The organism is Ilumatobacter sp. (assembly GCF_039969435.1).
Taxonomy (GTDB): Bacteria; Actinomycetota; Acidimicrobiia; order Acidimicrobiales; family Ilumatobacteraceae; genus Ilumatobacter_A.
On record NZ_JBDVNU010000036.1, the window covers coordinates 172,839 to 186,367 of the forward strand.

The window sequence follows — 13,529 nt, forward strand, 5'->3', positions numbered from 1 at the left end:
TCTCGGGTCGCGGACGGTGTCAGTCGTCGGGTGACGACGGATCGTCGGCCGTGCGAGCAGCGAGTTTGTCGGTGAACCAGTCGAGGATGATCTCGGCGCGCTGGACCCGGTGGACGGGCGATCCGGAACGAGACAGTTCGTGGTTCTCGCCGGGGAACCGGTAGAAGTCGACCTCCTTGCCGAGCAGGCGCAGGCCCATCCACAGTTCCTCGGCCTGGCCGATGGGGCAGCGCCAGTCCTCCTCGGAGTGGATCAGCAGCATCGGCGTGTCGATGTCGCGGATCCTCTCGATCGGGCTCGACGCCCGATACACCTCGGGATCGTCGATGTAGAGCGGACCGTGTTCGGTGCGGAATGCGGTGCCGATGTCGCTGTTCCACTCCTCGGACACGAGGTTGTTGACCGACCGCTCCGAGCAGATGGCACGGAACCGCTCCCCGTGGTGTGCGGCCAGCCAGGTGGCCATGAAGCCACCGTACGAACCGCCGAGCATCCCGACGCGATCACGGTCACAGAAGGGGTATCGATCGAGGGCTGCGTCGATCGTGGCGAGCACGTCGTCGACGTCGACGCCGCCCCATCCCGAACCGGGAGCCACCGGGTGCTTCGGGCCCAGGATGGCCCGTCCCCAGCCGAGGTGACGACCACTCGAACCGCGGGGGTTGCCGAGCACGACGACGAATCCGGCCGCCGCCTGCATCTGGGCTTCGTCGAAGAAGTACTCGCCGTACTGCGTGTACGGCCCACCGTGGACGTCGAGGAGGACGGGATAACTCCGGGACTCGTCGAAGTCGGCCGGACGCATGATCCAGCAGTCGATCTCGTCACTGCCGTCGGTGGTCGGTACCGAGAACTTCTCCCAACCGAGCAGTGTCGACGACAGCGCATTCCCGACGAACGTGCGTCGATCTTCGTCGATGAACAGTTCGGCGGTCAGGTCGGCAGCGGAGTGGATCGTGGCGACGGTGCCGGCCGATGCGTCGAAGTCCATGACCGAGATCGCTCCGGTGGTGAGCCGTTGCGGCGCCGCCGACGCGTCGATCGTGACCCGGAAGAGATGGGTTTCACCGCGATCTTCGGCCGTCGCAAGAACGGACTCGTCGTTCTCCCACACCGGAGCCCGCCCGCCCACCGTGCAGATGAAGGTGCGATCGAGCGCCTCGGACGCCCAGGTGATGTCCGGTTCGACGGTTCCGTCCTCGTCGAACGGCACGGAGCCGACGGCGTGGTTGTGGACCATCGTCTCGGTGTCGCCGCGTCCGACGAACGCCACGCGCGATCCGTCGGGGGACACCGACGGCATCGAGTAGGTGCCGTCGTGTGCGGTGAGGCAGCGAATCCCATCGGGTCGCTCGTCGGCGTCGAGGGGCACGACGTAGATGTCCTCGGCGAGATCGCGATCCCACGTGTCGTGACGTGCCGCCGACGTGACGACCGCGGACGAGTCGGGCGTCCACGAGACACTGCTGTGCTGGAACGCTCCCGGCGTCAGGTTGCGCGGCTTGCCGGTGCCGTCGGCCGCGACGACGTGGACGTGCTTCGGGCGGTCGAACACCCAGTTCTCCCCGTTCAGACGGGAGAAGAACCTCTCGATCTTGCGCGGTGACTGCCACGACGAGTCCGGCGTCGAATAGCGCTCGTTGCGGGTGCGACTGGTGAAGCCCAACCACGTGCCGTCCGGCGACCATGCGAGGTCGCCGAGCCCGTCGGGCATGGTGGCCAGTGTGCGGACCTCGCCGGGGCCGACGACCGGGAGGATCCGCAGGGTCGTCTCGTGGTCGTCGTCACCGGTGGAGGCGAAGGCGACGAAGCGTCCGTCGGGCGACCAGGTCGGCGAGTGGTCCTTGGGTCCGGCGGTGACCGGCGCGTCGTCGATCCACACGCATCTCAGGGTCGTGTTGGTCTCCAGGTCGATGGTCGACACGACGAACGCGGTGTGCGAACCGTCGGGAGACAGGGCAGGGGAGCCGACCGTGCTCCGTCGGTCCAGGAGACGCTGTGCGATCTCGGTGTGCTGCTGGGCGACGGCGGCTGCTGGCATCGGTCGAAGATACCCGTGGCGTGCGGTCCGACACTTTCGCCTCGACACCGGGCCTCGATACGGGGCCTCGACACTTCGCGACGTCGGTGGCGGTATCGTTAGTCGGGTGCGTGACGTGATGCTCTATGTGACCCTCGTGCTCAATGTGGGCTCCCTGTTCGGCGTGATCGGTGGCATCCTGCTGCACAGCGGGCGCGGCGGCGGGCTGTCCGACATGTTCGGCGGCGGCGGTGGCGCAGCGCTCGGATCGACGGCTGCCGAGCGGAACCTGAACCGCATCACGTTCGTCCTGGCGCTCGTGTGGATCTTCACGCTCGTGGCGTTCTCGTTCTTCCTCGAACGCACCTGACGTCCGTCGGCGCCCGGCGCCGAAGTCGGCTCGTCTCGGACGAAGCCGTCCCGATCCCGGAGTGCGAGACGATGCCGCGCCGAGTTCCCACCGGTAGGAACGCGACACGCGTTCGTCATGGTGACGACATGCGTTGTCCTGTGAACGTCGTCCCGAGTTTGCTACGGTCCCGACCCAACGTTTCAGCCTGATCGGTGAGGTGCTGCGCACTCGATTCGTCGAGAGCCGTGGCGGGCGCTCCCACGTGCACCTCGTCGGTCGACAACAATCCAGGAGGATTCCCACGTGAACACCACCCGCCGGAGCCGGACGCTCCTCGCAGCCCTCGCTGCGTCATCGCTGGTCGTCGCGGCCTGTGCCAGCGACGACAGCGCAACCGTCGACGAACCGGACACGTCCGACGCCGTCGACACGACCGACGCAGAGCCCGACACGTCGGATGCGCCAGATTCGACCGACGCCCCGGACTCGACCGACGCACCCGACGGCACCGATGTGCCCGACACGAGCGAGCCCGACGGCCCCGCCACGACCGACGGTGGCGAGGCTCCCGCGGGCAACGACGGCGAAGTCGGCGGCAGCGCCTGCGGCACGCCGCACGGCCCGTACGAGGAGAAGGACGCCCCGTCCGGTGAAGTGCGCGTTGCCTGGAACCAGGCTGCGTACTCCTTCAACTCCGCCACGAACCGCGGCAACGCCACGGCGAACAACAACCCGCTCTACATCATGAACGCCGGCGGGTTCTCGTACTACGACGCCGACCTGAACTACATCAACAACGACCAGTTCGGCACCTGCACGATCGACTCGCTCGATCCGTTGACCATCACCTACACGATCAACGAAGGGGTCACCTGGAACGACGGCGTCCAGGTCGACGCCGCCGACATGCTCCTCACGTGGGCCGCACAGGGTGGCAGCTACAACGACGCCGAGACGGTCGTCACCGACACCGGTGTCACCGCTCAGGCCGACGCCGACGGTGCCGCCGTCGTCGTGGGACCCGACGGTGACCTCACCTCGGCCGACGAGGGCTACGACGCCGCGTTCGACCCCGAAGAGGGCACGCTGCTCGACGGCTTCACGTACAAGGAGTCCACGGGCGTCTCGTTCGACTCGTCGAGCGAATCGCTCGAACTGGTCACCGAGTTCCCGACCATCTCCGATGACGGGCTCTCCATCACCGCCACGTGGGACAGCTTCTACGTCGACTACGCCAGCGCCGGCCTCTTCCCGGGCGTCCCTGCACATGTCGTCGCTCAGAACGCACTCGGCATCGAGGACCCCGCCGAGGCCAAGACCGCGTTGATCGAAGCGCTCGAGACGAACACCGAGGACGTCAAGGCGATCTCGGAGTCGTGGAACCGTGACTTCGACGCCACGTCGCTGCCGGACAACCCGTCGGTGTACGCGAGCTTCGGTCCGTACAACCTGACCGACTTCAGCGAGGACGGCACGATGGTGTTCGAGGCTCGCGAGGACTACACGTGGGGCCCCCAGCCCGGCGTTCAGACCCTCGTGTACTCGATCATCGGCGACCCGACCGCCGCCGTGCAGGCCATGGCCAACGAAGAGGTCGACGTCATCCAGCCGCAGGTCACCGCGGACATCCTCACGCAGCTCGAAGGCATCGCCGATCGCGGTGTCGAGGTGCGTCAGGGTGACGGCGCCACCTACGAGCACATCGACCTCGCCGTCGCCAACGGCGGCCCGTTCGACCCCGCCACCTACGGCGGCGACGAGGAGACAGCGCGCATCGTGCGTCAGGCCTTCCTGCTGTCGGTGCCCCGTCAGGAGATCGTCGACCGTCTGATCCTGCCGCTCAACGAGAACGCCGTGGTGCGCAACTCGCTGACCCAGGTGCCCGGCTCGCCGGCGTACGACGACATCGTCGCATCGAACGGTTCGGACTTCTACGCCGAGGCGGATCCGGAAGCTGCAGCGCAGCTGCTGGCCGACGCCGGAGTGGAGACGCCCATCGACGTGCGCAACATGTTCGCCGACGACAACCCCCGCCGTGCCTCCGAGTACGAGCTGATCCGTGACTCCGTGGCACAGGCCGGCTTCAATCTCATCGACGGGCGCGACATCAACTGGGGCTCGAACCTGGCGAACCCGTCGCTGTACGACGCCGTTCACTTCGGTTGGCAGACCACGGCCATCGCCGTCGCCGACACCGGTCCGAACTTCGTGACCGACGGCCAGAACAACTTCTACGGCTACAGCAACGAAACGGTCGACGCTCTCTACGACGAGCTCAACGCGACCACCGACCCGGCCCGTCAGGACGAGATCCTGGCCGAGGTCGAGGCCGTGCTGTTCGAAGATGCGTTCGGCCTGCCCATCTTCCAGTTCCCGGAAGTCACGGCATACAACAGCACCTACGTCGACGGAGTGAGCAGCATCGCCATCGCTCCGACGGTGTTCTTCAACGTGTGGGACTGGACCGCAGTCTGACCGAGTGACGTGATCGGTGGGGCGCCGGGCACTTCGCCCGGCGCCCCACCGAACTGTTCTGAACTCCCGGCCGCCCAGCGGCATGTGGCGCGTGCGACCGTGTGGTCCGCGCCACAACACTCGTTTGGAGACCCATGTTCGTCTACATCTGCCGGCGCATCGTCGCCGGCGCCTTCGTGATGGTCGGCGCCTCGTTCATCCTCTACCTGATGATGACCAGAGCGGGCGATCCGCTCGCCTTCACCCTCACGATCTCGAATCCGACCCAGCGCGCTGCCGTGATCGGCACGGTCACCGAGACCCTGAGCCTCGACGTGCCGCCGGTCGAGCGCTACCTGCAGTGGTTGGGCCGCCTGGTCTTCGAACAGGACTTCGGTCTGGTGTCGACCACGCAGCAACCCGTGTCCGACGAACTGGCTCGTCGGATCCCACTGACGCTCAAGCTCGTCAGTGCCGCCACCGTGCTGTCGATCGTGTTCGGCGTCCTCACCGGAATGCTCTCGGCACTGCGCCAGTACTCCGGGTTCGACTACCTCGTCACCTTCGTCACCTTCCTCTTCTTCTCGCTTCCGGTCTTCTGGGTCGCCGTGATCCTCAAGGCCTGGGGCGGTATCAACCTCAACGACTGGCTCCGCGACGGCGCGCACTTCTCGGTGTCGTTCATCATCGCGACGGCGATCCTCGCCGCAGTGGTCGGAGCGTCGTTCGCAGGCGGCACCAGGCGTCGCAAGGCCACGATCGGCGCGATCAGCGCCGTGGTCTCTGCGCTCCTGCTCTCGTGGATGTCGTCGAACCAGTGGTTGCTCGATCCCGGCTTCGGACCGATCGCGTATGGCGTCATCAGCCTGGGCATCGCCGCCGGTGTCGTGGCGGTGATGTCGGGATGGCGCAACGCACGGGCCCGCAACGCAGCGCTCATCACGGCCGCCATCGGAATCATCTCGTACGTCCCGATGCAGTCGGTGTTCGACGATGCGATCAACATCTGGATGCTGCTGGGCTGGCTCGCCGTCGCGATCGGCATCGCCACGGCCGTCGGCTACGCCGTGGGTGGCTACGACAGGGGGCAGTCGGCTCGCACCGCCTCGCTCGTCGCCGTTCTCATGGGTGTGCTGATGTTCGTCGACCGCATGATGCAGTCGTGGGCGAGTTACTCGGCCTCGTCGGTGATCCGCAACCGACCCATCAAGACGATCGGTGACAAGGAGGACCGCCTCGAGGGGTCGTTCTGGCTGATCGCCAACGACACCTTCAGTCACCTGTTCCTCCCGACGATGGCGCTGATGCTCATCTCCGTTGCGTCGTACACGCGCTTCTCACGCGGCAGCATGCTCGAGGTTCTCGACCAGGACTACATCCGCACCGCCCAGGCGAAGGGACTCACCCAGCGCACGGTCGTGGTGCGACACGCGCTGCGCAACGCACTCATCCCGCTGGCCACGATCGTCGCATTCGACATCAGTGGCATCATCGGCGGTGCCGTCATCACCGAATCGGTGTTCCAGTGGGACGGAATGGGTCGACTGTTCATCGACGGTCTTCGTGAGATCGATCCGAACCGGGTGATGGCGTTCTTCGTCGTCACCGGCACCTTCGCCGTCGTGTTCAACCTGCTGGCCGACATCGGCTACGCATTCCTGGATCCACGGATCCGAGTCGGAGAGTGATCCGGTCGTGACCGACAACCCTCAACCACCTGACGACCTCGCAATGGGGACCTCGCTCGACGACGCACTCAACGCGGAGATGACCGAGACCGCCGGGCTCAGCCAGGCGCAGATCGTCCGCAAACGGTTCCTTCGACACAAGGGGGCGATGTTCTCGCTCTTCGTTCTCGTCCTCATCGTGCTGCTCGCGACGACGAGCGTGGGCTGGGGGCCGATCCCCGGCTGGTGGAAGTACAGCTACGACGATCTGGTTCCGCGAACGGGTGACGACGGCGGGCCGACGATGTCGCTGCGTCCCACCTGGCTCGGCGGGTCGGGCTTCGGCCTCGGTGAACACCCGCTGGGCGTCGACAACGAACTCGGCAAGGACATGTTCGCCCTGAACATGCGCGGCGTCCAGACGAGTCTGACGATCATCGTGGTCCTGGGTCTGCTGTCGACATCGATCGGTGTCGTCGTGGGGGCACTGTCTGGGTACTACGGCAAGTGGGTCGACTCGGTGTTGATGCGCTTCACCGACGTGGTCATCGTGCTGCCCCTCCTCGTCATCACGGCGGTCGCCGGCTACGCACTCGGGTTGAGCGGGAAGTGGTCGGTCGCCGTGGCGCTCGGCATCTTCACGTGGACCGGATTGGCGCGGCTGGTGCGGGCGGAGTTCCTGGCGTTGCGCGAGCGCGAATTCGTCGACGCCGCCCGCGTGGCGAACGCGTCGAATCTGCGGATCATCTTCAAGCACATCCTCCCGAACACGGTCGGCACGATCGTCGTGAGCACGACACTGCTCATGGGTGCCGGGCTGCTGACCGAGGCAGCGCTCGGCTTCCTCGGCTTCGGTGTGCGATCACCCGAGGTGTCGCTCGGGACGCTCGTCAACCAGTACCAGGGTGCCTACGAGACGCGTCCGTGGCTGTTCATCTGGCCCGGCGCGTTCATCGTGGCGATCGTGTTGTGCCTGCAATTCATCGGCGACGGCCTGCGCGACGCCTTCGACCCACGCCAGAAGAGGATCCCGAACCGCAAGGATCTCGATCGGAGCGGACCCGATCCGGTGGACGAGGCGATGGCGACGACCGCGGCGGCGAACGTCGCTCGGCAGCCGGGTGACGGAGCATGATGTCGATCCGACCGGATTCAACCAACCGCCAGAGTCGCCATCGAGAGTGCGGCGAACACGAAGATGCACGCCGCGATGTGCCAGTGCCACGTGGTGGGTGCTCGATCGAACTCGAGTTGCGGGTCGTCGAGGAACCCGTCGTCACGGAGGCGTTCCCACCGGCGTCGCACGATGGTCGCGGCTTCTCCGGACGCGGAGCCGGCGATGTCGCCCATCCTCGATGTCCCGACCACGCCGTCGGTGTCTCGAGCGCTCGTGCGGCGCGCACGCAACGAACTGCGCAGTGCCGTCCCGGCACCGGGCGCGGGCGCAGCCCAGGCGCTGAAGCGTCCGTACGCGGTGTGCAACGTCAGAGCGAACCGCGTGTCGACGTCGTGAACCGCCGGCCACGGAATGTCGATGGTGCGGGTCACGTTGACGAGTCGAACCCCCGCGTCGGACACGACCACACTCGGGCGCCAGAAGAACGCCCAGCAGGTGGCGACGACCAGCACCAGCCACGGCAGGGTCACGACCACCGCGCCGAGATCCGCAGTGATCGCCACGACCACGATGCTCACCACGGCGATCACGGTGACGAACACCGTGAGACCTCGACCGAAACCGGGACGGAACTCCTCACGCACTCGACCATCTTGCCAAAGCAGCGTCGTCACGTGGGGTTGCGTGGGTCGATTGCCGTTCACCCACGAAAGGCCGACTCATGACCGACGCCGAGATGCCCGAACCGGAACTCGTACGCGGGGTGACGAACACGGCCGAGATCCGAGGCCTCGGCGTCGAGTTCTGGGTCGATGGATCGTGGTTCCCGGCCGTCGTCGACGCCTCGTTCGACGTGAAGGCCGGCAAGACCGTCGCGATCGTGGGGGAGTCCGGATCCGGAAAGTCGACGATCGCCCTGTCGATGATGGGACTGCTGCCGCAGAACGCCCACGTCCAGGGGTCGATCCGGGTCGGTGAAACCGAGATCGTCGGGCTCGACAAGCGTGCGCTCCGCGCACTTCGCGGCCGCAGTGTGTCGATGATCTTCCAGGAACCGATGACCGCGTTGAACCCGGTGTACACCATCGGGTTCCAGATCTCCGAGATGTTGCGGAGCCATCAGTCGATGTCGCCACGTCGCGCCCGTGACCGCGCCATCGAGTTGCTCGAACTCGTCGAGATCGCCGATCCGAAGCGCCGGATCGAGAGCTACCCGCACGAGCTGTCGGGTGGTCAGCGTCAGCGGGCGATGATCGCCCAGGCGCTGGCATGCGACCCGTACCTGATCGTTGCCGACGAGCCGACGACGGCGCTCGACGTCACGGTTCAGGCCGAGATCCTGAAGCTGTTGAGAGACCTCCGCGACCGGATCGACGCCGGGATCGTGCTGATCACGCACGACATGGGCGTGGTGGCCGACCTCGCCGACGACGTCATCGTGATGCAGCGCGGTCGGATCGTCGAGACCGGGTCGACGCAGCAGGTGTACGAGCGTCCGGTCGACCCGTACACGAAGTCCCTGCTGGCCGCGGTGCCGCACCTCGGAGCCGCATCCGCTCCCTCGAGTGCAACGAACGGGTCGGAGGAGTCGCCGGCCACGTCCTCGACGGTGTCGGAGGCCGATGTCGTCGAGACCGCGTCGACCGGCGGCGAGATCGTCGTCGAGCTGACCAAGGTCGCGATCGAGTATCCGAAACGGGGGCGGACGCCTGCTTTCCGCGCCATCGACGGCGTGTCGCTGTCGATCCGCCAGGGCGAGGTCCTGGGCCTGGTGGGAGAGTCCGGCTCGGGCAAGACCACGATCGGTCGGGCGCTGGTGGGGCTGCTGCCGTTCGTCGAGGGTGAGGCGGACGTGCTCGGTCACGACATGGTCGGGATCAGTCGTCGTGATCTCGGTCTGCTCCGCAGCGATGTGAGCTTCGTGTTCCAGGACCCGGGATCGTCGCTCAACCCGCGCCTGCCGATCGGTGAGTCCATCGGCGAGCCGCTGAAGTTGGCCAAGGTCGCCAAGGGTGACGCACTCGATCGGCGCGTCGAGGAACTGCTCGATCAGGTGGAACTGTCCCGTCATCTCCGAAATCGGTATCCGCACGAGCTCAGCGGTGGCCAACGCCAGCGAGTGGGCCTGGCACGAGCGTTGGCGCTGGGGCCCAAGTTGCTGATCGCCGACGAGCCGACGTCCGCCCTCGACGTGTCCGTCCAGGCTCGGGTGCTGGAACTTTTCCAGGAGCTGCAGCGGGAGATCGGCTTCGCCTGCCTGTTCATCTCGCACGACCTCGCCGTCGTCGAGATCCTCGCCGAGCGGATCGTGGTGCTCAGCAAGGGTGTCGTCGTCGAGGACGGGCCGCGTGACCAGATCCTCCACCGACCCCGAGAGCTGTACACGCAGCGGCTGATCGCAGCGGTTCCGGTGCCCGATCCGCAGGAGCAACGTCGTCGGCGCGAGCTGCGCGATGCCTTGATCGTTCCGGAGGACGTCTGAGTCCATCGGTTGCGGTGGGACCGGCCGAGAGGGCGGCTATCATTTGTTGCCCACACCACGTCGAAGTGGCGGAATTGGCAGACGCGCTAGCTTGAGGGGCTAGTGCCCTTTAGGGCGTGGGGGTTCAAGTCCCCCCTTCGACACCACGCTGACCAGGGCTCCGGCCCTGGTCAGCGTCTTTTTCGGCTCGGTTGGAATCTCCGAGATCGGACGCTTGTCCGCGATTTGTCAGCACGGCGAATTTTTCGGCCCCGGTATGCGGGGCCGCGTCGTAGGGCGGCCGGTCAGTTCATGGATCTTCCTGCGGCGTCCAGGTTGTCGATCGTTCGGATGGCCAGAGCGGGCTACGATCTCGCACGAGGAGCGCCGCTCGGCCCTCAGAGCCGAGCATTGGCGGTTGTCACGTTCCGACTGTGTCGCCGTCCGGGCCCTGTGCCCCGATCGTGCTAGCCGAGAAGGATTGCGAGCACCGTTTCGAGGTCACTCCGGTCGGCGCCGTCGGACCAGCACGGGTGAGCATCATCGAGGAACGCTCGGCGTGCGGCGGCCAGCCGCTTCCGATCCTTCTTCGTGGTCATCTTCGCCCACTGGTCCAACTTCGGATCCTGTGCTGCGCACATCAAGAGAGTGGCGAGGTCGCGCTCGTGCTTCTGCTTGTCGAACCGTGAAGCGGAGGCGACCTCTGTTGCTGCAGCGGACTTCGCGACGATCGCGCCGAGCAGGTTCGGGGTGCGGACCTCGAACTGCTCGTTTGGGAGTTCCACGATGACGGGCCCCGCACGCTTGACCGCCTGCGTGGCGCCAGGCGCTTGGACGACCCGCCCTTTCCCGGTCTCGACCGGCCCGGCTCCGAGTCCGTCGGGTGCGAGCAGGTCGATCTTGGCGTCGCCTTTGGTGAATCGGACGATTCCCTCCGGCGACTGCTCCGAGCCGAACCCGTCGGCGACAAGCGCATCGGCGACGTCTCGCATGGCGTTGCGTGTGAACGTACGGACGTCGACCACGATGTCTCCGTCGTCGGTCGCCCGTGGCACTTCGACGCCCCAGATGGTCGCGTGAATGGCGACCATCTGCCCGCCGACGACCGCCCATGTCCGGATGTTCGTGGAGGCGACCAGTCGGGCAATCGCCGTCCACGTGGCGGAGGCGGCGGGATGCAGTTGACTGAAGTCGACGGTGCTCGTCATCGGATGACCCGGAGCGCCTCGGCGGCGGCGCGTGTGTCGGCGGCATCGAGGAGATCGAGCACCGCAACGATCGGGGGCATGAACTGGTCGTCGCCGTCGATGAGATCGTCGACGACGCGCACAACGACGTTCGGGTCGTCCGCATTCGGGTCGGCGCGATAGTCGGAGTGGAACGAATCGGCGTCCCCTGCGCAGATGTAGACGTCTCGTTGATCTGGGCGTCCGATGCCGGCGCCGTGATGGATGGCGGCGTGGGCGCCGCCGTGGCGGACACGCGGATCGTCGACGATGCGGGCGCCGAGGGCTGGAAGAATGCGGACCCGTCCGTTGCGGCTTCGTCGCCGCGCGAGGCGTGCGAGGTCGATGGCCTGATCGATGTCGGCTGGCGGTTCGGCCTCGAGCACCCGCTGCCACGCGGCTCGCTCCGAGAGCGGTCGACCTCGTCGAGGCCTCAAGATGCGGTAGCGGTGGAGCGAGTCGGGGTCGATGGCCCAGCTCCGCCCGAAGCGCTTTGCATCCAGTTCGCCAGCGTCGATGAGTCGGCCCACCTGCACGTGGGAGACGCCGAGCGCGTCGGCAGCCTGGTCGACACTGAGTTGGGCCATACGCACACGGTAGACCTAATACGTTAGATATGCAACGTATTATGGAGAGAGACGCGAAACGGCGCGACGAGCAAGGTGTCGCTTGTCAGCAATTTGTCCGCAAAATGTCTGCGAACGGGACGAAAACAGCGGGAATCAGACGCGATCGGATGAAACGACCAGTCGTCGAAAACAACCTCTGAGCAGGATAAACGCCACCAGACGAGACTCGACGTGATCTCCTCATACCGGAGTTCAAGTCCCCCCTTCGACACCACACTGACCAGGGCTTCGGCCCTGGTCAGCGTCATTTTCGGGTGGGGTCGCATTCCTGAACGGATGCGCCCCATCGGATGCCGGTCAGGACGAGGTCGACGTGGTTGTTCGTGCTGCAATCGTCGAGGGATCCCACCGACTGCTGCCGTGGCTTGCCGACGTAGGAGGCGATGTCGGACCCGTCGAGGTTCGCGCCGGGTAGACCTTCTCCATGACCGCTCACGCCGTGTTCATCACCCACCGAACCAAAGCGGGCCAGCGATCCAGCGCTGAAGCAGTGTGGAACCGGATCATGAAGCCGGCGATCACCGCCAACCCGAATCACCTCGTGTACGTCTACACGCTTCCCGTCGACGAGCCGGACGTGATCCGGGCATTTCAGCTGTACCGGACTGCCGACGACGCAGCAGCATTCCTGCGGACACCCGAGTACCTCGAGTACGCAGACGCCGTGGACGAGCATCTCGATGGGCCGCCACACGTCTCCTCGGCTCCAGTGGCGTGGGTCAAGCCATGATCGGCGGAGACGATCGACGAACACCCTGAACACAGGACTTCCCGTCGAGCGACATCGGGCAGTGGAGCCGCACGCCGACGAGCCGATCTGATCGGTCGACGGGTCTCTGCGGCGCGTGTTCGGGAGCGTCATGACGGATCGGGGGACCGTTTGCGTCGGCGGGGTTGCCAACGCAGCGGTCGCAGCATCGACGTGACGCACACGGTTCACCTTCGTTCAGGATCCTGTGAGCGGGTCGCAGAAGGCGCGGGTCGGTTGACCGAGATGACGCCGGTCGCGACACCCGATTCGTCCCGAATCAGGCTCTCCGACGTGCGGACCATCACCGTCACGCCGTCGCGGGTGAGCTGCTGGGTGTCTCTGACCGAGTGCCCGGTGAGTTCGAGTTCGCTCTGCGTCTCGAGTCGGTCAGAGCGGTCGTGAGGACGGACGACATCATCGAGGCCATGACCGAGCACGTCTCGCTCGGCCCACCCATAGAGACGTTGGGCTGCCTGGTTCCAACTGAGCACCCGCAGGTCGGTGTCGGTGACGATCACCGCGTCGGAGACCTCGTCGCGCTTCGCCGCTCAACTCGCAGCACGAAGCGACCCGACTCTTCGGATCAGGAGCGTCGAGATCGCCGACGAATTCCACGCAACGGTTCCGGGGGTCGTACTGAGCCGAGCACTCCGCACCTTCCACTCGACCACCAAGGACGACGGAGAAGTCTGTTGACGGCGCCGAACATCGCCGAGCGCCGGACCGCTCGCGGAGGTGAGGATCTGATCGGCTGTCGCGTGTCGGTGTCGTCACCGATGTGCGGAGCTCACGTTCGTCGTCGCACAAGACGTGCGAGGTCGATGGCCTCTTCGATGTCGGCCGGTGGTTCGG

At 66.1% G+C, this 13,529-nt stretch carries 10 protein-coding genes and 1 tRNA gene; 7 read left to right on the forward strand and 4 right to left on the reverse strand.

All coding sequences use genetic code 11. The annotated features are described in order from the left end of the window. Positions 1-19: 19 nt before the first annotated feature. Positions 20-2,041: a S9 family peptidase gene (locus ABJK40_RS18070; protein ID WP_348481917.1), complete on the reverse strand. Its 2,022-nt coding sequence runs from the start codon at positions 2,039-2,041 to the stop codon at positions 20-22. Positions 2,042-2,159: 118 nt separating this feature from the next. Between ABJK40_RS18070 and secG the strand changes: the two genes are divergently transcribed. The 4 genes from secG to ABJK40_RS18090 all read left to right on the forward strand — a co-directional run bounded on the left by secG (position 2,160) and on the right by ABJK40_RS18090 (position 7,628). Then, complete coding sequence (gene secG / locus ABJK40_RS18075) at positions 2,160-2,390, forward strand: preprotein translocase subunit SecG (RefSeq protein ID WP_348481919.1); 231 nt, start codon at positions 2,160-2,162, stop codon at positions 2,388-2,390. A gap of 285 nt (positions 2,391-2,675) precedes the next feature. Then, positions 2,676-4,847: an ABC transporter substrate-binding protein gene (locus ABJK40_RS18080; RefSeq protein WP_348510360.1), complete on the forward strand. Its 2,172-nt coding sequence runs from the start codon at positions 2,676-2,678 to the stop codon at positions 4,845-4,847. A 134-nt stretch (positions 4,848-4,981) separates the two neighbouring features. Beyond that, the gene (locus ABJK40_RS18085; protein WP_348478778.1) at positions 4,982-6,514 is read left to right on the forward strand and encodes an ABC transporter permease subunit; all 1,533 of its coding nucleotides are present in this window, start codon (positions 4,982-4,984) and stop codon (positions 6,512-6,514) included. 7 nt (positions 6,515-6,521) lie between these two features. After that, positions 6,522-7,628, forward strand: coding sequence for an ABC transporter permease (locus ABJK40_RS18090; protein ID WP_348478777.1), 1,107 nt, complete (start codon positions 6,522-6,524; stop codon positions 7,626-7,628). 17 nt (positions 7,629-7,645) lie between these two features. On the opposite strand, the gene ABJK40_RS18095 is transcribed toward ABJK40_RS18090, so the two are convergent. Continuing rightward, on the reverse strand, positions 7,646-8,254 hold the full coding sequence (locus ABJK40_RS18095) for a PH domain-containing protein (protein ID WP_348478776.1): 609 nt from the start codon (positions 8,252-8,254) through the stop codon (positions 7,646-7,648). Between the two features lie 77 nt (positions 8,255-8,331). Between ABJK40_RS18095 and ABJK40_RS18100 the strand changes: the two genes are divergently transcribed. Both ABJK40_RS18100 and ABJK40_RS18105 read left to right on the forward strand, forming a co-directional pair. After that, positions 8,332-10,092, forward strand: a complete 1,761-nt coding sequence (locus ABJK40_RS18100; protein ID WP_348478775.1) for an ABC transporter ATP-binding protein — start codon at positions 8,332-8,334, stop codon at positions 10,090-10,092. Between the two features lie 59 nt (positions 10,093-10,151). Beyond that, positions 10,152-10,238: transfer RNA gene (locus tag ABJK40_RS18105), tRNA-Leu, on the forward strand. Between the two features lie 300 nt (positions 10,239-10,538). On the opposite strand, the gene ABJK40_RS18110 is transcribed toward ABJK40_RS18105, so the two are convergent. Next, on the reverse strand, positions 10,539-11,279 hold the full coding sequence (locus ABJK40_RS18110) for a hypothetical protein (RefSeq protein WP_348478774.1): 741 nt from the start codon (positions 11,277-11,279) through the stop codon (positions 10,539-10,541). Continuing rightward, positions 11,276-11,884: a helix-turn-helix domain-containing protein gene (locus ABJK40_RS18115; RefSeq protein WP_348478773.1), complete on the reverse strand. Its 609-nt coding sequence runs from the start codon at positions 11,882-11,884 to the stop codon at positions 11,276-11,278. The genes ABJK40_RS18110 and ABJK40_RS18115 overlap by 4 nt, the downstream gene beginning before the upstream one ends. A gap of 466 nt (positions 11,885-12,350) precedes the next feature. Between ABJK40_RS18115 and ABJK40_RS18120 the strand changes: the two genes are divergently transcribed. Continuing rightward, entirely contained in the window at positions 12,351-12,656 is a 306-nt protein-coding gene (locus ABJK40_RS18120; RefSeq protein ID WP_348478771.1) for an antibiotic biosynthesis monooxygenase, read from the forward strand. Positions 12,657-13,529 lie beyond the last annotated feature (873 nt).

What these genes read in the sequence shown, in the direction of transcription:
- ABJK40_RS18070 (WP_348481917.1), bottom strand. Translation starts at nt 2,041, where the DNA reads ATGCCAGCAGCCGCCGTCGCCCAGCAGCACACCGAGATCGCACAGCGT.
- secG (WP_348481919.1), top strand. Translation starts at nt 2,160, where the DNA reads ATGCTCTATGTGACCCTCGTGCTCAATGTGGGCTCCCTGTTCGGCGTG.
- ABJK40_RS18085 (WP_348478778.1), top strand. Translation starts at nt 4,982, where the DNA reads ATGTTCGTCTACATCTGCCGGCGCATCGTCGCCGGCGCCTTCGTGATG.
- ABJK40_RS18100 (WP_348478775.1), top strand. Translation starts at nt 8,332, where the DNA reads ATGACCGACGCCGAGATGCCCGAACCGGAACTCGTACGCGGGGTGACG.
- ABJK40_RS18110 (WP_348478774.1), bottom strand. Translation starts at nt 11,279, where the DNA reads ATGACGAGCACCGTCGACTTCAGTCAACTGCATCCCGCCGCCTCCGCC.
- ABJK40_RS18115 (WP_348478773.1), bottom strand. Translation starts at nt 11,884, where the DNA reads ATGGCCCAACTCAGTGTCGACCAGGCTGCCGACGCGCTCGGCGTCTCC.
- ABJK40_RS18120 (WP_348478771.1), top strand. Translation starts at nt 12,351, where the DNA reads ATGACCGCTCACGCCGTGTTCATCACCCACCGAACCAAAGCGGGCCAG.